Below are 21,084 nucleotides of genomic sequence, written 5' to 3' on the forward strand. Positions count from 1 at the left end.
GAATCAGCCTATGAGTTCCCTTTTTGAAAAGCAGGACAGCCTTAATTCGCCTATCGAAACTTTCATTTTTGATACCGAAAAAATGAGCTTTCCCGTAAAACCACACTGGCATTATTTTGCTGAATTCATATACGTTATCAACGGTAAAGCCGCCGTAACCTGTGACGGTGTACCATACGATGTATCAGAAGGAGAACTGATGATATTCTACCCCTCCTCTGTACATTCAATAATGTCTGCCGACGGAAATCCTATTCTTTTCGCGGGACTTAAATTTGATCCCGCCAAATTCCCGAATTCTTCGTCGTATGCACCCTCTGTAACAGCAGTTTTCAGGTACGCACATTCAAAAGATATGCAGATACATTTCAGCACTTCCGAATCAGACGAGCTCAACTGCCGCGAGATATTCTATGACTGTGTCAACGAGACCGAACATTATCTTTACGGCAGGGATATTATCCTCCGCTCTCAGATCTATCGTCTCATTTTCGGAATTGTAAGAAAATGGATAGCTTCGGGTCTTGATATCAACGGCTGCCCCGCAAACTCAGCAGATGTTTTCGGCATTGAAAACATCGCAGAGTATATCGACAGCTGCCTTGACGAGAATATCCGCGTCACGGATATCGCCGACAAATGTCACATGAGCTATTCGGGCTTTGCGGTAAAGTTCCGCGAACAATATGGCATGAGCTGTAAGGAATATATCGAGCGTATGCGCATTTTCAAGGCTGAAGAGTATCTTCTGTTTACCGATCACGATCTGACTTTCATCAGCCAGCAGACAGGCTTTTCAGATTGCAGCCACTTTATCCGCAGCTTCAAACGCCAGCGCGGGCTGACACCGAAACAGTTCCGTCTGTCCAAAAAGAAATCGGGTGGTTGACGTATTACATTATAACACCACTTGCCGGATAAAAATATCACTATTAGACTCAAAAATTGTATAAATCTATAAATGTTCCCCCAGACCGTTGAAATGCGTCGCCAGATTTGCTATTATATGAGCACGGAAAATCAACAGACCCAATAAGGAGGTTAATCATGAAAGTATTGCTTATCGGCGGCACGGGAACCATCAGCATGGCAATAACAAAATTGCTTTTGTCAGGTGATAACGAGGTCTATCTGCTCAACAGAGGCAGCAGGAACAGCGGACTTGAGGGTAATATCAGGTTCATAACGGCAGATATCAATAACGAAGAAGAGACCGCTGAAAAGATCAAGGATATGGAATTTGACTGCGTTGCAGAATTCATCGGATTCGTCCCCGCACAAGTCGAGAGAGATTTCAGGCTTTTCAACGGAAAGACCAAGCAGTATATCTATATAAGTTCCGCTTCTGCGTATCAGAAACCGCCTATGAGCTATCTTATAACAGAAGAAACTCCGCTTGAAAATCCTTACTGGGAATATTCAAGAAACAAGAAAGCCAGCGAGGAATATCTTTTTGAAAGATACCGCAATGACGGCTTCCCTGTTACTATCGTCAGACCAAGCCATACCTATGATGAACGCAGCGTCCCACTTGGGGTACACGGCAAAGGAGGAAGCTGGCAGGTAATAAGACGTATCATGGAGGGCAAGCCCGTTATAATCCATGGTGACGGTTCCTCACTCTGGACGATAACCCACAACAGCGATTTCGCTAAGGGTTTTGTAGGACTCATCGGCAAAAGAGAAGCCATTGGTCAGGCTTATCACATCACTTCCGATGAAAGCGTCAGCTGGAACAGCATATATAAAGCCATCGCAGATGCGCTGGGTGTTGAACTTAATGCATACTATGTATCCTCACAGATGCTGGCTGACATGGGCAAAGATTACGACTTTATCGGCAGTCTTATCGGTGATAAGTCAAACTCGGTGATATTCGATAACTCAAAGCTGAAGTCGGTAGTTCCCGATTTCAAGGCGGAGATAAGTGCTGCAAAGGGCATAGAAATGACTGTAAAAAATATCCTTGCACACCCCGAATATCAGCACGAGGACAAGGAATTCGATATGTGGTGCGACAAGGTAATTGATACTATTGAAAAAGCAAAGGAGAATATGAATGATTGATGTAAAAGGACGCTGGGCGTTTATAACAGGCGCAGCAAGAGGTATCGGATACAGAGCGGCTCTGTTCATGGCTGAACGCGGCTGCAATCTTATAGTTCACGGCAGAACTCCCGCCCACTGCGAAAAGGTGGTAGCAGAAGCAAAAGCGCTGGGTGTACAGGCTTATGCTGTGGGTGCTGAATTTTCTGACACAGCACAGGTAGAAAAAATGCTTGCCGATATCGACGCTCTCGGTGTGACAGTTGATATCGTACTTAACAATGCGGGCATTCAGGTGGCCTACAGAACAGAATACCTAGATACGCCTGCTTCTGATTACACAGAAAGCTTCAAGATAAACACCATAGCACCAATGATGATAACCTATCATTTCCTCGAAAAAATGGGCAAAACAGGCTTCGGAAGGATCGTTAACACCACCAGCGGTATCCGCCTTGAACCCGAACAGGCAGGTTACAGTGCCAGCAAAGCCGCCCTTGATAAAGTGACTATGGATCTCGCATCGAAATACAACGGCACGGACATATGCATAAATATCACCGATCCGGGCTGGTGCAGAACTGACCTCGGCGGTCCTCATGCACCAAATGACCCTGACAGTGCTCTCCCAGGAGTTGTGGTCGGTGCGTTCGTCGATGACAAAAAGTCAGGAAGAAATTTTGCGGCAGGATATTTCCACGGAATGACCCTTGAAGAAGCAGTAAAGAAAGCTGAAAGCGATATACCCGTTTACACAGGTTCCATCGGACTTTGATCTAAAGGAGGACATTTATGAATAACTTCAATTTTTACAGCCCCACAGAATTTGTATTCGGAAAAGACAGAGAAAATGAGTGCGGAACTTATGTTAAAAAGTTCGGCGGCAGCAAAGTGCTCATCCACTACGGCGGAAGTTCTGCTGTAAAGTCGGGGCTTCTGGACAGAGTAAAGAAGTCCCTTGAAAACAGCGGTATCGCTTACTGCGAGCTGGGCGGCGTACAGCCCAATCCCCGTGACGGTCTTGTATACAAGGGCATCGATCTTTGCCGCAAGGAAAATATTGATTTCATTCTCGCTGTCGGTGGAGGTTCGGTAATAGATTCTTCCAAGGCTATCGCTGCAGGCGTTCCATACGACGGCGATTTCTGGGATTTTTACAGCGGTAAGCGTATCGAGAAAGCTCTCCCTGTGGGCACAGTTCTGACTATAGCTGCGGCAGGAAGCGAGGGTTCGGGAGATTCAGTTATCACCAAAGAGGACGGTATGCTCAAAAGAGGTGCTGGCTCTGATGCTCTGCGCCCCAAGTTCTCGGTAATGAATCCCGAGCTGACCCAGACACTTCCCGCTTATCAGACAGCCTGCGGTGCTACGGATATTATGGCGCACGTTTTTGAAAGATATTTCACCAACACAACCGAAGTCGAGATAACCGACCGTCTTTGCGAAGCTGTGCTCATGACCATGGTGAAAGAAACTCCCAGAGTAATCGCTGACCCCAATAACTATGAGGCAAGAGCGAATATCATGTGGGCAGGAATGGTGGCTCACAATAATATCGTAGGCGTAGGCAGAGAACAGGACTGGAACAGTCACGGAATCGAGCATGAGCTTTCAGCACTGTATGACTGCGCTCATGGTGCGGGACTTGCCGTTATCATGCCCGCATGGATGGAGTTTGTTTACAAGCATAATATCATGCGTTTCTGCCAGATGGCAGTAAGAGTTTTCGGCTGCAAAATGGATTTCGAGAACCCCGAAAGCACTGCACTTGCAGGCATAAAGGCTTTCCGCAGATTCCTGCACGATATCGGTATGCCAATAAACTTTGCAGAGCTCGGCGCTAAGGAAGAGGACATTCCCGCCCTCACCGAAAAATTCGGCCTCGGCGACGGCAGAACAGGCGGTTTTGTACATCTGTCATCCGAAGATGTTACGCAGATATATAAGATCGCTGCAAAAGCTTCACTTCCGCAGTAATGATGAAATCACGACACAAACGGAATAATCCGTGCTGTGTTCGCTCAAAAATGTACTTAATGTCTTTCAGAAGGAATATGATATAATAACGGACAGCCGCTCTCATGAACGGTTGTCCGTTACTATTTTGTATTTACAAATATAAAAATCTCCGACCGATCTGCATTTCATTTCCCAAAAAGCTTGAATCGATCAAGCTTTTGTGGTATAATATAAAAAACACAGTTCAGCAACTTCGGGAGGTGCAGATATGGATAGATTTATGGCAATAGCTGTCACGGAAGCAAGAAACGGTATCCGGGCAGGACACGGCGGTCCTTTCGGGTGCGTTATCGTGAAAGACGGTGAGGTAATAGGCAGAGGACATAATGAAGTTGTACTGCAAAACGACCCGACCTGTCACGGTGAGATAATGGCAATACATAGCGCCTGCAAAAATCTAGGCACTTTTGATCTTTCAGGCTGTGAACTTTACACCACAGCAGAACCCTGCCCAATGTGCCTTGGGGCTATACAGTGGGCGAATATCAGAAAGGTCTACTACGGCTGTAATATATCCGATACTGACATGATAGGTTTCCGTGATCAGAAGTTTTATACCGAACCCGCTGATATCCTTGAAGAACTCGACCGCAAAGAATGTCTTGAGGTCTTCTATGAATACCGTGACATCGAAGACAAGATCGGCTACTGAAGATCTTACGCACATAACGCAAAAACGGCAGTCCATAAGACAGATACCTATATAGAAGTTTTGCCCCTGAGTGTTACAAAGCACTCAGGGGCATTGTGAATATTTATGTTGCTAAGCTAAATCAGAATTTATCATAAACTGCGAATATCAAACAAAGTACAGTAGCTGTAATACCCGCAATCATAGATATGACATTTAATAGTAATATTTTTTTAATCCTCTCGTCGCTACTTTCTTTATATCTTTTTGAATTACGCTTGTATTCTGTTAATGTGCAAATATTCAAAAGACCAAATATGATAAAAAAAATCCAATATTTCATATCAACTGCTCCAATAAATTCCGATTTTTGTCAGTAACAATTATAGCACATCATCTCTGTACTGTCAATAGAAACGCCATAGTACTTCTGACCTTACATCAGAAATACTATGGCGTAAAACTTCTTTATGCGTACCGTACTTATTGAACTGCCGTTTTTATATTCTCCAAAACCGATAATTACCTTACAGTAACAGTTATCGCATTCTTGATAGGATCTGTTGTGTTCCACTTGCCGTTGACTCTTGCAGCAACAGCGACCCTGTATGTCATGCCGGGAGTCAGGTTCTTGGGAGTTACATAGCTGTTGGCGGTGATGTTGGAAGTCTGAACTCTCCACTTGCCTGCCAGATATACAGCTATGCCGTACTTGTCAGCACCATCGACCTTATCCCAGATAAACTGGATCTGATGATACTTGGAATTGGTTATAGCTCTGACATTCTTAGGATAATCATCATTCTGGGGATCGGGATCACCGAAGGATGAATTGTCAAATACCACGTTTGCATTGTTCAGGAAAGACGAATCAGAGGGCTTATCAATGCTGTTCCACTTATCCTGTGTGCCGTAGAATGTGATAGTTGCACGGCTGTTTACATCAGAGAATGCATAACCATCGATCTTTGTAAGGTTGCTTGAAAGCTTCAGCTCGCTGAGCCTGTTGCAGTATGAAAATGCCATCAGACCTATGTAAGTTGCACCCTTTGCATCAACCGAAGTCAGGTTCTCGCAGTAGAAGAATGTGTTGTCACCGATTTCCTTAACGCTTGTAGGGAAAACAACGGAAGTAACATCGTTGTTTCCTGCAAAAGCGCTGGGAGAAACGTACTTAACGCTTGAAGGTACAGTAACCTCGCCCTTGGTGGTCTTAGCATCGATAAGTGCGCCGTTAACGATAACCATAGGGTTCTGTTCGCGCTGTGCTTTCAGCCAGGGAGTGGAATCAAAGCACTTGTCGTGTATTTCTACCAGCTTGTTCGGGAATTTAACAGTATCGAGACTGGTGCAGTAATCAAAAGCGTGCATCTCCATTACTTCAAGGCTTGAAGGCAGAGTTACGGACTGAAGATTTGAAGACATCGAAAAAGAATAGTAGCCGATGGTCTTAACGGAATCGGGTATGGTCACGCTGGTCAGCGAGCTGCACTGGAATGCATATCTCGCAATAGCGGTAACAGGCAGACCATCGATAGTTGAAGGGATAGTCAGCGAGGTAGTACCGTCGGTACAGCTGTAAGCCTCGATATGGTCGGAATATTTATAGTACTTCAGATTGCCCGAAGTTCCCACAGTATAGTTAGTATCGGTAGGTCCGTAAGCAGCACTTGCTGTTATCTGTGCATTAGGGAATACACCCTGAGCTGCCATCGAAGAAACGGACGCAGCCATAACTGCAATAGCTAAAGCAGTTGTTCTGATAATTTTTCTTCCTGTTGTTTTCATTTTCACACTCTCCATCTCATTTAATTAAAAACACATCCATACAGGACAAAAACATAAGCCCCACCGGCTATATAAATGTTTTATCCAATATAACGATTTTATTATATCATATAACAAAGCCTTTGTCTACAAAAATTTTCAAATTTGAATGTAAACTTTTTGCGGTTTTGTCAATGCGACCTAGACTACATGAAGGCAAATGCAGAGCTGAGAAACAAAGCAGGCTTGAAATGCTACATCGAGCGTGAGACCGACGGCAAGTGCTGTGAGTGGTGTACCAAGATGGCGGGTCGATATGCCTATCCCGATGATACCCCGAAGGACGTTTTCAGACGGCACGATAACTGCGGCTGCTCTGTTACCTACAAGAACGGCAGACAGCGACAGGACGTGTGGTCAAAGAAAACATGGGAAGCCGATAAAGACGAGCGTATCAGCAAGGCTTCGGGAAAAGAGCCGACAGTTTTCGGAAAAGTCGAAGCTCAGGCAAAACAGTCCGAGATTTTGGCTCGCAAAGAGTTGACTTATGATGATAAACGTGGTATAATATATTACAGAAAAGGGAAATCACATCGTCGGCTATCAAGTGAAGGGCGACAAATAATTGATAAGCCGACATACAACAAAATTGTCAATCCCGCAATTAAAAGAGGTGCAGATATACGTCTTGCGGATGAAGTTTGGACGAAACACCTTGAAGAAGAAAAAAGTCGAGCTGTAACAATAGGCGATGTTATTTATTTTAGACCAGATGCTACAGTTTCTGATGTTTTGGAAGAGGTTCATCACTTCTACCAAAATCGTAATGGGCTAAATGCTCAATATGGTGTTGTTCAACGAACAGTAATGAATGAAATAGATGCCAAAAAGTATCTTTTAACTATGACCGAAAAATATCATATTCCACCCGATGAGGTATATGAAACCGAGTATTGGTTAAAAGAATACATCAAGCAAATGGAAGAAATGAAAAAGCGAGGTGAGTGGAATGAGTAAAATAGTAAAACAACTTCCGTGTGATAAATATTCCGTACTTATTCTCGATTCAACTCCACCCACTTCGTGGAACAGCAATATTGTAATCATTGATGGCATGACATATGAAGCTGAAATTGTATATGATTTGCAGAATGCACTTGCTGTTAAAGCAAAAGAAACTTTTATAGGCAAAACAATAGAGTATAAAACCGCTTAACTTAGTTAGGCGGTTTTTTCATACCCGAACGGAGGTAACCCCATGACCAAAACACCCGAACCGACCTCAAAGCCGCCTCCTGCGGCTGACGAGGAAATAACCGCTATGCTTGAAACGTTGGGAACAACTGCAAGCGGGCTCATAGACGACTAGCATTTGCGACCGACATCAATGTCGGCGGCAGGTGCTTTTTTTATACCTATAAGGATCATTTCTTCTGCTTGCGATATTCAAGTGGTGTGATACCGCAGCGCTCTTTGAACTGCCGCGTGAAATGCTCATAATTCCGATAGCCGCATTTTCCTGCTATATCATGGGCTGTCAGGTTTGTGGAAGTCAGCAGCATTTTCGCATACTCCGTCTTGGCATTTATGAAATCCTGAACGAATGTCACACCGAAATTCTTCTTATAATAATACTGAAATGAAGCAGGGCTCATGCGGACTTCATGTGCCGCCCACATTATCGAACGCGGTATGTAAGGCTCGGCATATATCTTGTGGCGGATAGTCAGCAGCATCTCATGTTCGGCATCTTTTATCTCCTTGTCTGGCAGATGCAGCGTGTCGCTGACGCGGTTGAATATCAGCCACATATAATGCTCCATATTCTCCTGCGCATAGGGCGACCCCGAGGTGTATTCATCGGCTATAGCCTTGATGCACCAGCTTAAAAACTCCACTGAATCCGACGGCACTCCCTTGGCATAGGGTATCTTTCTTTTCAGAAATTCCTCTTCTTCACCCTCACCGAACCGAAAGTGTACCCAGTCATTCGCAAATTCATGCTTGGGAACGCATCTGTAATACTGCGCCATTCCCTGAGGATATATAAAGAATGAATTTTTCGGAACAAAGATATCTTGACCGTCTATCGTGAAGATGGTATCGGTTTTGAGTATCAGCAGCAGACAGTCTCCGCTGCCATTGGGACGCTCGATAAAAAAGTCCGTATCGTGCCTGTGATTATAGCCTACATTATTGATAATCATCATATATCACCTGATTTTTTCTAAAAACATCATTCAAGTTATATTATATATCATTGAATTATCATTGTCAACAGTGTATAATAAATTTAGTTCAGGGGACAGCTTTATGCGCATTATTCACAAGGTGCAAGCGAATAAATGTACATTATCTACAAGGGGTTAATTCAGCACACACTTAGCAACAGGTTAATACACGGCTGATTTTTTCTGTCCCCATCGCAGTCAAATGGTCAGATAAGGCTGTGACAGCAACAAAAAGCTGGTCTGCTGCGTAAATGAGAGGAGAATACAGCAGACCTGAAAAAGCAAAACTTTATGATTTAGAAGGGGTAGTTTTTTATGAAGACTAAAAGCAAAAAGACTCTTGCGCTTTCAGTGGTCTGTGCAATGGCAGTTTCCTGTCTTTCAGCCATTGAGCCTGTCCGTGCTGAAGCCGCTTTCGAGAAAAACGCTCAGCAGACTGTTGCCGATATGGGACTGGGGTGGAACCTCGGCAACTCGCTGGACAGCTATTCCGGCACTACGATAGGCGCTAACAGAGGAAGCACATCTTCCGAAACAGCATGGGGAAATCCCGCTACGACCAAAGCCATGATCGACATGGTAAAGAAATCGGGTGTAAAAACAGTACGTGTACCTGTAACCTGGTACGAACACATGGATCCTGTCACCTACAAGATCGACGAAACATGGATGAACAGGGTGGAAGAGATCGTTGATTATGTACTTGAAGATGATATGTACTGCATCATCAATGTACATCATGATACAGGTGAAAAGGGCTGGCTGAAAGCGAACAGCACGAACCTTCAGACAAAGAAAGCCATGTTCACATCTATCTGGGAACAGGTCAGCGACAATTTTGCCGATTACGGCGACAAGCTTCTGTTTGAGGGCTTCAACGAGATACTGGACGACAGTGCAAATCAGTGGTGGATACCAAGCTCGGAAGCTTGCCCCATCTCCAACGATCTCAACCAGATATTCGTTGATACTGTTAGAAAATCGGGTGGAAACAACGCTAAGAGAAATCTGATCTGCAACACCTACTGCGGCGGTGCAAACAATGAGATCACAAGTCAGTACGTCCTGCCCAAGGATACGATAAGCGACAGACTGATTGTTGAAGCTCACGTTTATCAGCCATTTGAATTTACACACGAAAGTTATCCCGAGATAACATCGTGGACAAAATCTCCGCTGGATAATGTGCTTGATAACCTAAACAGAACATTCTCCCAGAAGGGCATACCTGTCATCATCGGTGAGTTTGGCTGTGCAAACAAGAACAATATGGATCAGATCACTTCCTGGGCAAAGTACCTTGTAGAGAAGTGCACAAATTACGGTATGTGCTGCATCTGGTGGGATAACGGTTCACAGTATAAGATCTACAACCGCCGTACACTTAAGGTTACTCAGCCCGAGTTGCTGAACACTATGCTTGCAGCTGCAGGTTCAGAGGTAAACGTTGATCCTCAGAAAGAGGTCAAAGGCGATATCAACGGCGACGGCAAACTCAACGATACCGACAAGGAACTGCTCCGGAATTATCTGATAAAAAAGAGCACGAATATCAGCATGAAAGCCGATATCAACAAGGATGGCGAGATAGATATCCTCGACCTTGTTGAGATGGAAAGAGCAATACTGAACCCCGAGACTGTTCCAGATGAGAACAATCTCTGTGCCAACGAAGACAACTGGGCAAGCTGGACCGATACCTCAGAGGGCGGTCAGGGTGAGCTGTTCTATGTTGACAACGGCGTAGCAATGCAGGTCGATAAGGGCGGCAATTACGAATGGAACGCACAGTTCTTCTATGATGCTATCACCCTTGAACAGGGCGCAACTTATAAGCTCTCATTCGATTATATCAGCAATAAGCCTCAGTCCACAACGGTTATCGTAAATCAGGGTCACGGCGATTATTTATCCTATTACAGCGATACCCTTAACTGGACTACAACATCTCAGCATTACACCGCTACTTTTGATTATACTTCCAAGACCGACAATGCCTGCCGTGTAACATTCAATCTGGGCGGCAAAGGCGTGAACGTTCCTTACAAGGTAACAGTCACAAATCTTTCTCTTGTCAAGGTAAGCGGAGGTTCTTCTTCCTCAAGCGGTTCCACAACAACAGAACCTACTGTTACAACAGGCACAAATATGGCGTCTGATGCTTCCAAGTTCTCAGGCTGGGCAAATACTGATGACGGCGCGTCTGCAACATTCAAGAATCTGAGCAACGGTCTTCAGATCGCTGTGAAGAATTCCGGCACAGACGTATGGCACGTTCAGGGTATGTATCCCGACATTACCCTCGAAAGAGGCGCAACTTACGAGATCTCTTTCGATTATCAGGCAGACAAGTCCGTAGAGATGGGCTATAAATTCCAGCAGAATTATGACCCCTACGATCAGTACTTCTACGCACCTCTGAACTTTACAACTCAGAAGCAGCATTATTCCAAGACTTTCGCAATGACCGAACCTACTGACGATAATGTTGCCTGCGTATTCACCTGCGGTGGTGTGAATGCTCCCGTTACAGTTACCATCACCGATCTCGTTATCAAAAAGATATCTTGAGTATAACCTCTTTAGTTGAAAGATCACCTTACAAAAAACTCTCTGACCGAGCGATCGGCAGAGAGTTTTTTGCTTATATTTTTTATGATCAGCGTCCCAGAAGCTTACGCCTCATTTCAACAAGATCCATGATATCTATCCTGCCGTCCATGTTGATGTCGCCCTGTGAAGCATCATTCAGACCGCCTTGCTTTGCAAGATATCTGTGAAGCATATCGGCATCATTTTCATTAAATACACCGTTTCCGTCAACGTCACCGCTTATAGTAACAACGGGGTTTATCACAAAAGCTTTCTTGGCAACAGGCTCAAATACATAATCTGATCCCTGACCGTTGGCATCCACCAGCTTGTAGCTTCCGTCCGCATTGCACTTTATAGTATAAGTTCCGCTCTTTCCGTTTTCCTCTGTGAGAGTGTATCTGCCATCGCTGAGGCGTTTGACATTGCGGTTTCCTGTCACCTTTCCGTCAGATACTCTGCGGAAACTGTACACGCCGTCGTTTACAGCAGGACAAACAGGTGTTACCGAGAAGAGCTGACAATCGAAAGTATTGTAAGGATACTGGGCGATATTTCCGCCGTTTTCCTTTGACCACTCAAACACATCCAGTGAGCTTTTCGCACCCGAGCACTTGGTCAGAAATGCATAATAACCGTTGCTTTCAACTACCTTGAACAGCTGATTATCTGCACCTGTGTAGGTGGAAAGTTCAACATTTGTACCGTCAGCCCCGGTATTGTATGCCACAGAAATAACCATAGACTCGTCGCCTACCGATGCGATACGGCACCAGCCACCATCTTCAGCAATGATACGGAACTGCTGTGCAAAGCAGCCGTTCTGATCCCACTGCTGGATATTCGTACCGTTGGCGGTACTGCCGTTTGGCAGGTCAAGGGAAAGGTTACTGTTCTTATTCACGATATAATAGCTGACACCCGAAAGCAGATCAGTGCCGCTGACTTTCAATGAAGCGCCCGGTTTTTCATTCGTTACGGAATCAGTATTGTACACAAGATCGTATCCCGCGTTGGTATAATCCCCTGTCCAAGCGCGCTCAGTGCCGCTGAACTGATCGTTCTTTGCACCCCAGACTGTCTGGTTATTACTGCCCACAGCGGTGAAACTCATGACCTTTTTGCCCTTCTCATTCTTTCCTGCGTAGAAATAACCCTTGTAGGTCTTGCCATCGATAACGAGAGTAGCATCGGCGGTAGTTCCACCCTGCTTCCATGTGCCGCTTGCGTCGCCTGAGATAGTTCCGTTTGAATTCAGATATATGGTCTTATAGTTGATGATATTGCCGTTGGTTGCATTTCCGTGGTTGATATATTCATACTTTCCGACGATATCACTTTCATTGTATCCGCCCTTTGAAAGCTTATCGCCGGCGTATTCAAAGGGAGTAACAACAGGCCAGCCCTCAGCATTGAAATACATCTGATGGACACGAACCTGATGTATCTCGTAGCCGTCATCGAACCTTGCATGATATACCAGATACCACTGACCGTCATCATCCCGCAGAACAGAATTGTGACCGCAAGCCATGTACGCCTTATCAAGAGTCGAGAACTTGTAGTTGCCCATAACTTTCAGACCAACGGAATCAAGACTGGTGTTGGAATTCAGCACTGCCTGATTACCTGCGGCATCAACGAAAGGACCAAGGGGCGACCTTGAACGGGAAACACGCATATTATATCCGCCTGTGGAAGTCAGTCCGCCGTAGGTCGTCCAGAGGTAGTAATACCCTGTATCCGCATTGTATTCGATGAAAGGACCCTCTCCCGATTTGCCGTAGCCGCCTGCTATCTTCGTGCCGAAGTAGCTGTCCACCATTCTGCCGTCAGATGTCTTTCCTGTTTTCGGGTGGATACACTTGCCTGTTTCGGGGTCGATCTCCAGCGTGAAGATGCCGCCTGACCATGAACCATAAGTCATATACATCTTGCCGTCAGTACCGTAATAGATAGTAGGGTCGATGGCATTTGGAAACAGCTGATTATTGAAATCGTGATTACTGAACCAGCTGTTATTGTAAGTTACCTCACCGCTAGCCATAAGTTCATCTATATTGGTAGAGGTATATTTGCGGTTTACGCTCTTGCTGGAACTGTAAACATAGCTGTCAGTATCGTAAAAACCAGAATAAATAAGTGTATCACCAAAGGTATAAGTGCCCTTGATATTCTTTGACCATGCATAACATATAACCGAGCGCTTGTATGTGGAGCTTGTGCAGAAGTACATCACATAAGCACCGCGGGTTCCGTCGGGGCACTTAAAATCGGGATTCCATATTACATCTGGAGCCCATACAGCAAATCCGCCTGCGCAGTCCTCAAGGTCTTCACCCGACCATGCAAAGGCTTTCTTCAGATTATCCGAGAGATTGCCGAACTCCACATTGTTGGTGCGTGCATAGCCGTTGGAAAAAGTGTTCCAGTTCATTAGATCGCTCGACTGTGCCGCATCTATATGTGAACCGAATACATAGTACATACCGTTAGTCTTGATGATAGACGGGTCGTGTACGGATACTCTTTGCCCCGCCGCATTTGCACCGATGCTGCTCATGCCCGAGATACTCAGGCTAAGTGCAAGCAGAGCAGCGCTGATCCTGCGCTTTTTCATAATTATTCCTCCTTAGTCCTTGGATAAAAATTTCGGATAAATGTATTATTAAATATTATAACATATAATCCGAATGCTGACAATAACATATACGGTCATTTAGCTAACATTTTCGGTCAAAAAACGTCATCGGCAAGACTTGTATTCGTTTATTTTTTTGATTTCAAATTTTTTCATCTTAAACAAAAACGCCCCGTTTTGCGCACACAGCACAAAACGGAGCTGATCATAACTAACGGATGTCGACCTTGTGATCGTTCATCTTTCTGAGTATTTTGTGGTAGTACATAGCTTCGTCAGCTTCAAGTATCAGGCTGTCAAGACGTACATCGTCGGTCAACAGGCTCAAAGCTGCGCCGATGCTGGCAGTTACGGCATATGGTTTCTCAAGTCTTTCCGTATTCTTTTTTAACGCCTGATAGAACCGCTCCTTCTTCATATCAAGAACGATATCATCATACGGCCCGATGCCTATAATGTAGAACTCATCTCCGCCCGCACGGACACAAAGCTCGTGTTCGTCCGTTATCGAAGCTGCCACATCACCGATAGTTTTGATGGCTTCGTCGCCCTCCTGATGCCCAAAAGTGTCGTTTATGTATTTCAGACGATCCATATCGATCACGCAGACAAACAGCTTATCTTCGGGAGAAGCATTTTTCCGCATTTTTTCAAATTCACTTTGCATTCCCCTGCGATTGAGAAGTCCCGTCATTTTATCATGGAATGACATATCCACAAAATGATGCTTTGATCGCACCATTTCAAGGGCATTGTTTGCAAATCTCAGCCAGTTGCGGTATACTAGATTGATCTTTTCCTTATCGGAAAGCTTTCTTTGCAGCACAGAATATCCGAGAGTATAATTGCCAAAGTGCATAGGCGAAAAATAAAACACATACGGAATGTCACTATCTTCAAACATTTCCGGAAGCATTTCCTTTGTGCTGAACACCTTTGCATAGGTGTTGGAACAATGATCACCGCGGCATTCTTTTGATCTGCGCATGACAAGCTTCATTCTGTCGGTATAGCCTTTCTTGTCCTTTACTTCCATATCCAGCCAATCCTCGCACATACACAGATAAATATTTTCATAGGGTGCAAGAATGTACGCGGCATCATATAGATTGCTTATGCATTCGTCAGGTGTCTGCGATGCGGTAAGCTTTTCGGGTATGTAACTCTCCATCAGCATACCGATGTCGATATTATCCTGAAACAGATCCGTTGAGTAGTTTTTTGAGATAAAGTACATGGATGATTTTACCATATCCAGTGTTTTTTCGATATCGGGCTTGCAGCCGCAGCTTTTGCCAAGATGAAGCATATTTGCAAGATTCAGCTGGTAAGGAATTATCTCCTTACCAGGTTCGATCTCAGCGGTTATAATGTCAACTGCATCTGCAGCACATTTTGCAAAGTTCGATTCTATCGTGGTAAGGGATATGCTGTTCAGGAGAGCTTCCTGAGTTGCTTCAAATCCAAGTACACGTATATCCTCGGGAACTCTGACATCATTGGCACGCAGTTCCTCCATAAGTCCCAGAGCCATATGATCGCTTGAAGCTATAACCGCATCGGGCATAGATATCTTACCAGATAATATATCATCAGCCAGTTTCTGACCGCTGAAATACCAGAAATCACCGTAGATGATATGCTCGTCCCTGACCTGTAACCCCAGCTTTGCAAGCTCGTCCAGCATAACAGCAAGGCGTGATTCGGCTTCGGGATTTCCCTTTTGTCCGGTCAGAAGACATATCTCTTTGCAGCCATGAACATTTACAGCATGGCGGCAGAGCTCACGGAACATAAGGTCATTGTCGCTTCTGACCATTCTGATATCACCGATAGGGATACCTACTCCCACCACAGGAGCATCCGTATGTTCTTTTATCCTTTGGCAGATCATCTCGGCATACTCGATCCTGTTCTGCAGCACAAGGCTTATCACATCAATAACTATCCCGTCAAATCTTGAAAAATCAGGAAGATCATATATAGTCATCTCGCCCTCGGCATATTCTCTGAAAAAGAAATCCGGTGATATCATTGCAGAAAAAACAGCAACATTGTAACCGTATTTTTGACACTGTTCAAATATACCTGATGCAAGTCTGTTGGCGTGTACCGATTCGGGAACAGCAGTCAGAAAACAAATAGTTTTACGTTCGGACATATCATCACCCCTTTCATATCCTGTCAGCTGCGGGCATGACCCGATGCGTTCAGAACTATTTACGACAGCTGTTTCTATTAAATAATTATACAACATAAAACAATTAATGTCAATATAAAAATTGTGAAAAACTTACATTATTATAAAAAGATAATTTTTCGCAAACGGATATGCTGCACAATATTGCACAGCATTTTTATACATTAATAAAGGATATTCAAGTTGTACGATTATTGTTTACAAATGTACAACTCTACCGGTTGTTTAATCTATTGACAAAACTGTAAAAATTCGTTATAATATACACGCAGATTAAACTGCAATTACTTTTGAAGAGTAAAATTACGTTCGTTAAGTGTTGACTGAACGGGGAGTTGTCAGTCAAACGAAAAGCCGTGCAGATATCGTGTGGGCTTGCGGTTCGTATTTTGCATCCCGCTTCATAGGACAATAGATAAAAGACTCATGGCAGTATATCTGCCTATACGCCTTCTTTTCTGTCGTATGATGTGGAAAAGGAGGTTATTTTTATGCAGACAAACAATTCAGCAGCAAGAAACAACATCAGGGTATTCGGGACGGTGGCTGTTATGACAGCTTCGGCGATACTCGCAGCCCTCAGTATCATACTGGGCAAGTTCCTATCTATCCCTGTCGGAAACAGCATACGAATAGGATTTGAGAATCTGCCGATCGTAATTGCATCTATCTTCTTCGGTCCTGTGATAGGCGCGGCAACAGCAGTCGTTGCGGATATCGTAGGATGCATACTTCACGGTTATGCTATAAATCCCATAATAACTCTGGGCGCACTGTGCATCGGTCTTATCTCCGGTTTTGTTTATAGACAGATAACTAAAAACGACACAGAATACATAAGCACAGACAGAAGTATGCAGTGGGTCAAGATATTCATAAGCGTTATCTCTGCTTATGCTGTCGGTTCAATGGTAATCAAGTCTCTGGGACTGTATATTGCATACGGCACACCTTTCCAGACCATAGTTTTCCGTGTTATCACCGCATCTATCAGTGCAGTGATCGATACGACCATAGTATGGGGACTGATGCAGAATAAGAGCTTTATGAAAGAGATCGGCAGGATAACAAAAAGATGATGTACGAAGAAGCACTTAATTATCTGAAAACCGCCGCAGGACGTGGCAGTGTTCTGGGGCTTGACCGTGTAAGAGAACTTCTGCATCTGCTGGGCGACCCTCAGGAAAAGCTGAAGATAGTACATATTTCGGGCACAAACGGCAAGGGCTCTTTTGCAGCTATGCTGTCATCGGTACTGCGTAGTTCGGGATACAGGACAGGCAGTTTCTGCTCCCCTGCTATGACGGGAGTGACTGACAGCTATCGTATAAATGGCGCTGAAATTTCAAAAAAGCGCTTTGCCGAGCTTATCGCCACTATCCAGCCAATTGCGGAATCCATGGCGGAAAAGCCCACCGAGTTTGAAGTTATAGCGGCGGCGGCTTATCTACTTTTTGTTGAAGAAGGCTGTGATATCGCCGTGGTGGAATGCGGCATGGGCGGCGACGGTGACGCTACAAATCTTATGAGCGCTCCACTGCTTTCGGTCATAACCAATGTTGCCCTTGATCACTGCGGATTTCTTGGCAATACCATAGCAGAGATCGCAGGACACAAAGCCGGTATAATCAAACGCGGCTGCCCCGTATATTTCGGCGGCAAGGACAGTGATGCACTCACTGTGATATCAGAGCATACAAAACAGCTTGACGCTCCTCTTGCCCTGTATGATGACAGCCCGCTTTCAGACATAAAATACAGCCTTGATGGGATATCTTTCAACTGGAACGGAGAACGTTTCAGCGTACCACTGTGTGGCACATATCAGCGCGATAACATCGTAAACCTTATGTGCTGTGTGGATATTCTGAGAAAAACAGGCTTGACGATTAGTACTGACAGCCTGCGCAGAGGTCTTGCGGAGACAGTATGGCAGGGCAGGTTTGAGGTGCTTCGCCGCGATCCTTATGTTGTTTTCGATGGTGCCCACAACCCCGACGGCATCGCACGTGCGGCAGAAAGTATTGAAATGTATTTTCCCGACAAGGTAGTTCTGCTTATAGGCGTTATGGCGGATAAGGACTACAAACTGTATACGGATATGCTGGGCAGGTTCATCGAAAAGGTATACACCGTAACTCCCGACAATCCCAGAGCACTGGACAGCGCCGCTCTTGCCGAAGTTTTTGCAGAAAAAGGCATACCCGCCGAAAGCTTTGAAAAGCTTCCAGACGGCGTATCAGCTGCGTACAGTCACGCCAAAGAAAAAGGCTTGCCTATGATGGCGCTGGGTTCGCTGTATATGTACCGCGAATTCAAAGAGGCAATGATTCTTATCACGGGTAAATAAAATTTCACTCATAAACAAAAGATCATCGGAGTTCATTGATATTCCGATGATCTTTTTTATCTGCTGTAAATCAACACAAGAAAAGTATCCTCCGTCACAGTGACAGAGGATACTTTATCGGGGAAATGTTATATGTTAGCTGAGACTCCAACTATCTACAGATGCATTGTTATTGAATACGAAGTAGAGATCGTTCTTGCCGCTGAGATCTACAACAGGAACAGTGATTTCCTGCATAGAAGAACCTGCGGGTATCTCAACATATGTAACAGCCTTTCCGCTTGCACTGCCTGTGCATACCTTTACGATACAGCCTGTGCTGGAGGAAGCCTTGATCGTCAGGTTCTGAGCATCGCTTCCGCAGTCAACACCCTGAACGCGGTACCAGCTGCCCTTCTTAGCCTGTACAAGAGAAGAAGCTCCGCTGCCGCTGATGGTGATTCCGCCCTGATGCGAGAATGTAGCTGCACGCTGGGTCTTGTAAGGATCAAAGGACTTGACCTGACTTACGCCCTTCTTAGTACCTGTAACAGCCTGGATAGTACCATCGGAATTAATTGTTACCTTATCGATATGAGTGCTGCGGTAGCCGCCCTTGAGACCCATGCTGTCCTGTAAGTACTGTGCATGATATGTCAGGTACCACTGATTATTGAACTTGAAGAATGTGTGATGGTTGTTTCCGCCTGTGCCGAAGAACACACCGATTCCCTTGAATGCTTCGCCCTTGTAGGTGAAGGGTCCAAGAGGACTGTCGCTGACCATGTAGTTGATAGCGCCGCCTGTCAGTCCGTAGGGGTTGCCGTTGGTGCTGAAGTTAGAGCAGTAGCTGTAATAGTACTTGCCGTTGAACTTGTGGATGCCGCTGTCCTCAAAGAGGTAAGGAGCATCGATAGACTGAGGAGTACCAACGATAGAAGTCATATTATCGCTGAGCTTTACGCATCTTGCAGTCTTAGGATGAGCGTTCTGTCCGCTGGGAACACCGCCGCCGAAGTACAGATAGCCTGTGCCGTCATCGTCAACGAGTACTGCAGGGTCGAACAGCCATTCAACGTTACCACAGTTAGGAGTCTGACGGGAGATCAGAGCCTTGCCGATAGGATCTCTCCAGGGACCTGTGGGGCTGTCAGCTTCCAGTACAGCGATACCGTTACCGCCGTTTGCAAAGTACAGGAAGAACTTCTCCTTGCCGTTTACCTTCTTGTGGCAGGCTGTAGGTGCCCAGGAGTTTCCGCCCCATTTGCAGAGACCGTTTGAACCTGCTGCATTGATGAGACCGTGATCTGTCCAGTTAACAAGATCATCAGAGGATATGCATCGCAGGCAGTTTATAGTGCCGTACTCGATATCCTTGAGCTGACCATTGCTGTACAGCAGATGATCGTCTGTCATGAATATGTATACTCTGCCGTTGTATTCCATAACTCCGGGATCTGCGCCGAAGTACTGGGATATCAGAGGATTGTTTTCACCGGACTTCTTGTAGCAGGTTGCAAGATTTACGCTGCCGAACTTGCCTGCCATCTCTGTGAGATCCATCTTAAATACTGTCGGGAACTTGTCTATCTTACCCATGATATAATCCTGAAGTGCACTGATATCATCGTTGTTTACCTCACCGCTCTTGTCAACATCGGCAGCCTTTTCAGCATTCGAGTCCTCAAAGCCTTTCATCAAACCGCGCTTAGCAAGAACAAGATCCATAACATCTATATCGCCGTCGAAATTTACATCGCCTCTGCCGTCACGCTTGGGCTTTGAACTGCTGCCTGAACCGCCTACACTAACTACCTTTGCTTCGTCGATATAGAAATTGCCGGTAACGTCAACAGTCTCAACATAAAGTACCATGTCGCTTGCGTCATCGGGAAGCTGGAAGCTGGGGTTTGAAAGCTCCATCCACTGTCCGCGGGAAGCTGTGCCCTGAGCTATGTGAGCGTAGTTTACAGTACCTGTCGAATCTGTATACTGCAGTGAGAGCAGGAAAGTCTGCTGGCTTTCGCCTTCCTCGTAATCTACGTGTATACTGAAGCTATAGCTCTGACCGGGTATGAAGTACGAAGTATCAAGAGTCTTCTGAAGACCCTGCCATGCGCTGGTACGGTCTTTTATGAGAAGTGCGTTAGTACCTGCATAAGGATGTCTGCCGCTGAGCGTTAACTCACCTGAACCTCTTACCTCCCAGTTATCACTGCTGTCCTCAAAGGTATCATAATAGTAATAGCTGTCCTCGGCATTCGCTTCGATAGCAACATCTGCCGGGAATGCTGATTGTGTAAAAAGCATAGCGCCCGCTAAAGCCGCGGTAGTCAGCTTTTTAACATTCGAGCTGATTTTCATGTCAATTCCCCCTCCGGATATGTATAAAAACAATTAAGAATCGCGCCACTAAATTGACACATATCCCATTTTGTTATTTAATTATACTAAATTCATTTAAATCGGTCAACTCACATCATGGATATTTGGTGTAAAATATGGATATTATTTCGTTCAATTTTTTATTATTTTTATCAGAAATTAAATGTTATCTTACAAAACAAAACATCTTCAAAACGCCGTAACATCAGAGTTATCCACACATTCATGAAGCGCACCGATGAT

15 protein-coding genes and 1 riboswitch are annotated in these 21,084 nt (G+C 45.0%); of the genes, 10 read left to right on the forward strand and 5 right to left on the reverse strand.

What is annotated here, in order from left to right:
- Positions 1 to 10 precede the first annotated feature (10 nt).
- The 5 genes from BM265_RS04380 (at position 11) to BM265_RS04400 (ending at position 4,717) form a co-directional block, all read left to right on the forward strand.
- Entirely contained in the window at positions 11 to 889 is an 879-nt protein-coding gene (locus tag BM265_RS04380) for an AraC family transcriptional regulator (protein WP_074960349.1), read from the forward strand.
- 158 nt (positions 890 to 1,047) lie between these two features.
- Entirely contained in the window at positions 1,048 to 2,067 is a 1,020-nt protein-coding gene (locus tag BM265_RS04385; protein WP_074960351.1) for an NAD-dependent epimerase/dehydratase family protein, read from the forward strand.
- On the forward strand, positions 2,060 to 2,821 hold the full coding sequence (locus BM265_RS04390) for an SDR family NAD(P)-dependent oxidoreductase (RefSeq protein WP_074960353.1): 762 nt from the start codon (positions 2,060 to 2,062) through the stop codon (positions 2,819 to 2,821). Before BM265_RS04385 ends, BM265_RS04390 begins: the two co-directional genes overlap by 8 nt.
- Before the next feature lie 17 nt (positions 2,822 to 2,838).
- The gene (locus BM265_RS04395; protein ID WP_074960355.1) at positions 2,839 to 4,023 is read left to right on the forward strand and encodes an iron-containing alcohol dehydrogenase; all 1,185 of its coding nucleotides are present in this window, start codon (positions 2,839 to 2,841) and stop codon (positions 4,021 to 4,023) included.
- A 250-nt stretch (positions 4,024 to 4,273) separates the two neighbouring features.
- A complete protein-coding gene (locus tag BM265_RS04400) occupies positions 4,274 to 4,717 on the forward strand; it encodes a nucleoside deaminase (protein WP_074960357.1) in 444 nt (147 codons plus the stop codon).
- 501 nt (positions 4,718 to 5,218) lie between these two features.
- Here BM265_RS04400 and BM265_RS21055 read toward each other — a convergent pair.
- Complete coding sequence (locus BM265_RS21055) at positions 5,219 to 6,484, reverse strand: leucine-rich repeat domain-containing protein (RefSeq protein ID WP_074960361.1); 1,266 nt, start codon at positions 6,482 to 6,484, stop codon at positions 5,219 to 5,221.
- A 390-nt stretch (positions 6,485 to 6,874) separates the two neighbouring features.
- On the opposite strand from BM265_RS21055, the gene BM265_RS04415 reads away from it, so the two are divergent.
- Positions 6,875 to 7,480 (forward strand): hypothetical protein, encoded by a 606-nt coding sequence (locus tag BM265_RS04415; protein WP_207646950.1) that lies wholly within the window; start codon positions 6,875 to 6,877, stop codon positions 7,478 to 7,480.
- Positions 7,473 to 7,679 (forward strand): hypothetical protein, encoded by a 207-nt coding sequence (locus BM265_RS04420; RefSeq protein WP_074960365.1) that lies wholly within the window; start codon positions 7,473 to 7,475, stop codon positions 7,677 to 7,679. Before BM265_RS04415 ends, BM265_RS04420 begins: the two co-directional genes overlap by 8 nt.
- Before the next feature lie 208 nt (positions 7,680 to 7,887).
- Here BM265_RS04420 and BM265_RS04425 read toward each other — a convergent pair whose 3' ends face one another.
- Positions 7,888 to 8,670 carry an AraC family transcriptional regulator gene (locus tag BM265_RS04425; RefSeq protein WP_074960367.1) on the reverse strand — a complete coding sequence of 261 codons (783 nt, stop codon included), beginning with the start codon at positions 8,668 to 8,670 and terminating at the stop codon, positions 7,888 to 7,890.
- Between the two features lie 339 nt (positions 8,671 to 9,009).
- On the opposite strand from BM265_RS04425, the gene BM265_RS04430 reads away from it, so the two are divergent.
- A complete protein-coding gene (locus BM265_RS04430) occupies positions 9,010 to 11,265 on the forward strand; it encodes a cellulase family glycosylhydrolase (protein WP_074960369.1) in 2,256 nt (751 codons plus the stop codon).
- A gap of 88 nt (positions 11,266 to 11,353) precedes the next feature.
- Here BM265_RS04430 and BM265_RS04435 read toward each other — a convergent pair whose 3' ends face one another.
- Both BM265_RS04435 and BM265_RS04440 read right to left on the reverse strand, forming a co-directional pair.
- Entirely contained in the window at positions 11,354 to 13,906 is a 2,553-nt protein-coding gene (locus tag BM265_RS04435) for a family 43 glycosylhydrolase (RefSeq protein WP_074960371.1), read from the reverse strand.
- 232 nt (positions 13,907 to 14,138) lie between these two features.
- Complete coding sequence (locus BM265_RS04440) at positions 14,139 to 16,088, reverse strand: GGDEF domain-containing protein (protein ID WP_074960373.1); 1,950 nt, start codon at positions 16,086 to 16,088, stop codon at positions 14,139 to 14,141.
- A 330-nt stretch (positions 16,089 to 16,418) separates the two neighbouring features.
- Positions 16,419 to 16,531: riboswitch (THF riboswitch) on the forward strand.
- 87 nt (positions 16,532 to 16,618) lie between these two features.
- Between BM265_RS04440 and BM265_RS04445 the strand changes: the two genes are divergently transcribed.
- Both BM265_RS04445 and BM265_RS04450 read left to right on the forward strand, forming a co-directional pair.
- Positions 16,619 to 17,206: a folate family ECF transporter S component gene (locus BM265_RS04445; protein WP_074960374.1), complete on the forward strand. Its 588-nt coding sequence runs from the start codon at positions 16,619 to 16,621 to the stop codon at positions 17,204 to 17,206.
- Positions 17,203 to 18,477 carry a bifunctional folylpolyglutamate synthase/dihydrofolate synthase gene (locus BM265_RS04450; RefSeq protein ID WP_074960375.1) on the forward strand — a complete coding sequence of 425 codons (1,275 nt, stop codon included), beginning with the start codon at positions 17,203 to 17,205 and terminating at the stop codon, positions 18,475 to 18,477. The genes BM265_RS04445 and BM265_RS04450 overlap by 4 nt, the downstream gene beginning before the upstream one ends.
- A gap of 135 nt (positions 18,478 to 18,612) precedes the next feature.
- On the opposite strand, the gene BM265_RS04455 is transcribed toward BM265_RS04450, so the two are convergent.
- The gene (locus BM265_RS04455) at positions 18,613 to 20,820 is read right to left on the reverse strand and encodes a family 43 glycosylhydrolase (protein WP_074960376.1); all 2,208 of its coding nucleotides are present in this window, start codon (positions 20,818 to 20,820) and stop codon (positions 18,613 to 18,615) included.
- Between the last annotated feature and the right edge of the window lie 264 nt (positions 20,821 to 21,084).

Source organism: Hominimerdicola alba (assembly GCF_900112155.1).
Taxonomy (GTDB): Bacteria; Bacillota; Clostridia; order Oscillospirales; family Ruminococcaceae; genus Hominimerdicola; species Hominimerdicola alba_D.

Excerpts from the sequence above, each read along its gene's own strand:
- BM265_RS04380 (WP_074960349.1), top strand. The coding sequence starts at position 11 with ATGAGTTCCCTTTTTGAAAAGCAGGACAGCCTTAATTCGCCTATCGAA.
- BM265_RS04385 (WP_074960351.1), top strand. The coding sequence starts at position 1,048 with ATGAAAGTATTGCTTATCGGCGGCACGGGAACCATCAGCATGGCAATA.
- BM265_RS04390 (WP_074960353.1), top strand. The coding sequence starts at position 2,060 with ATGATTGATGTAAAAGGACGCTGGGCGTTTATAACAGGCGCAGCAAGA.
- BM265_RS04395 (WP_074960355.1), top strand. The coding sequence starts at position 2,839 with ATGAATAACTTCAATTTTTACAGCCCCACAGAATTTGTATTCGGAAAA.
- BM265_RS04400 (WP_074960357.1), top strand. The coding sequence starts at position 4,274 with ATGGATAGATTTATGGCAATAGCTGTCACGGAAGCAAGAAACGGTATC.
- BM265_RS21055 (WP_074960361.1), bottom strand. The coding sequence starts at position 6,484 with ATGAAAACAACAGGAAGAAAAATTATCAGAACAACTGCTTTAGCTATT.
- BM265_RS04420 (WP_074960365.1), top strand. The coding sequence starts at position 7,473 with ATGAGTAAAATAGTAAAACAACTTCCGTGTGATAAATATTCCGTACTT.
- BM265_RS04425 (WP_074960367.1), bottom strand. The coding sequence starts at position 8,670 with ATGATTATCAATAATGTAGGCTATAATCACAGGCACGATACGGACTTT.
- BM265_RS04430 (WP_074960369.1), top strand. The coding sequence starts at position 9,010 with ATGAAGACTAAAAGCAAAAAGACTCTTGCGCTTTCAGTGGTCTGTGCA.
- BM265_RS04435 (WP_074960371.1), bottom strand. The coding sequence starts at position 13,906 with ATGAAAAAGCGCAGGATCAGCGCTGCTCTGCTTGCACTTAGCCTGAGT.
- BM265_RS04440 (WP_074960373.1), bottom strand. The coding sequence starts at position 16,088 with ATGTCCGAACGTAAAACTATTTGTTTTCTGACTGCTGTTCCCGAATCG.
- BM265_RS04445 (WP_074960374.1), top strand. The coding sequence starts at position 16,619 with ATGCAGACAAACAATTCAGCAGCAAGAAACAACATCAGGGTATTCGGG.
- BM265_RS04450 (WP_074960375.1), top strand. The coding sequence starts at position 17,203 with ATGATGTACGAAGAAGCACTTAATTATCTGAAAACCGCCGCAGGACGT.
- BM265_RS04455 (WP_074960376.1), bottom strand. The coding sequence starts at position 20,820 with ATGAAAATCAGCTCGAATGTTAAAAAGCTGACTACCGCGGCTTTAGCG.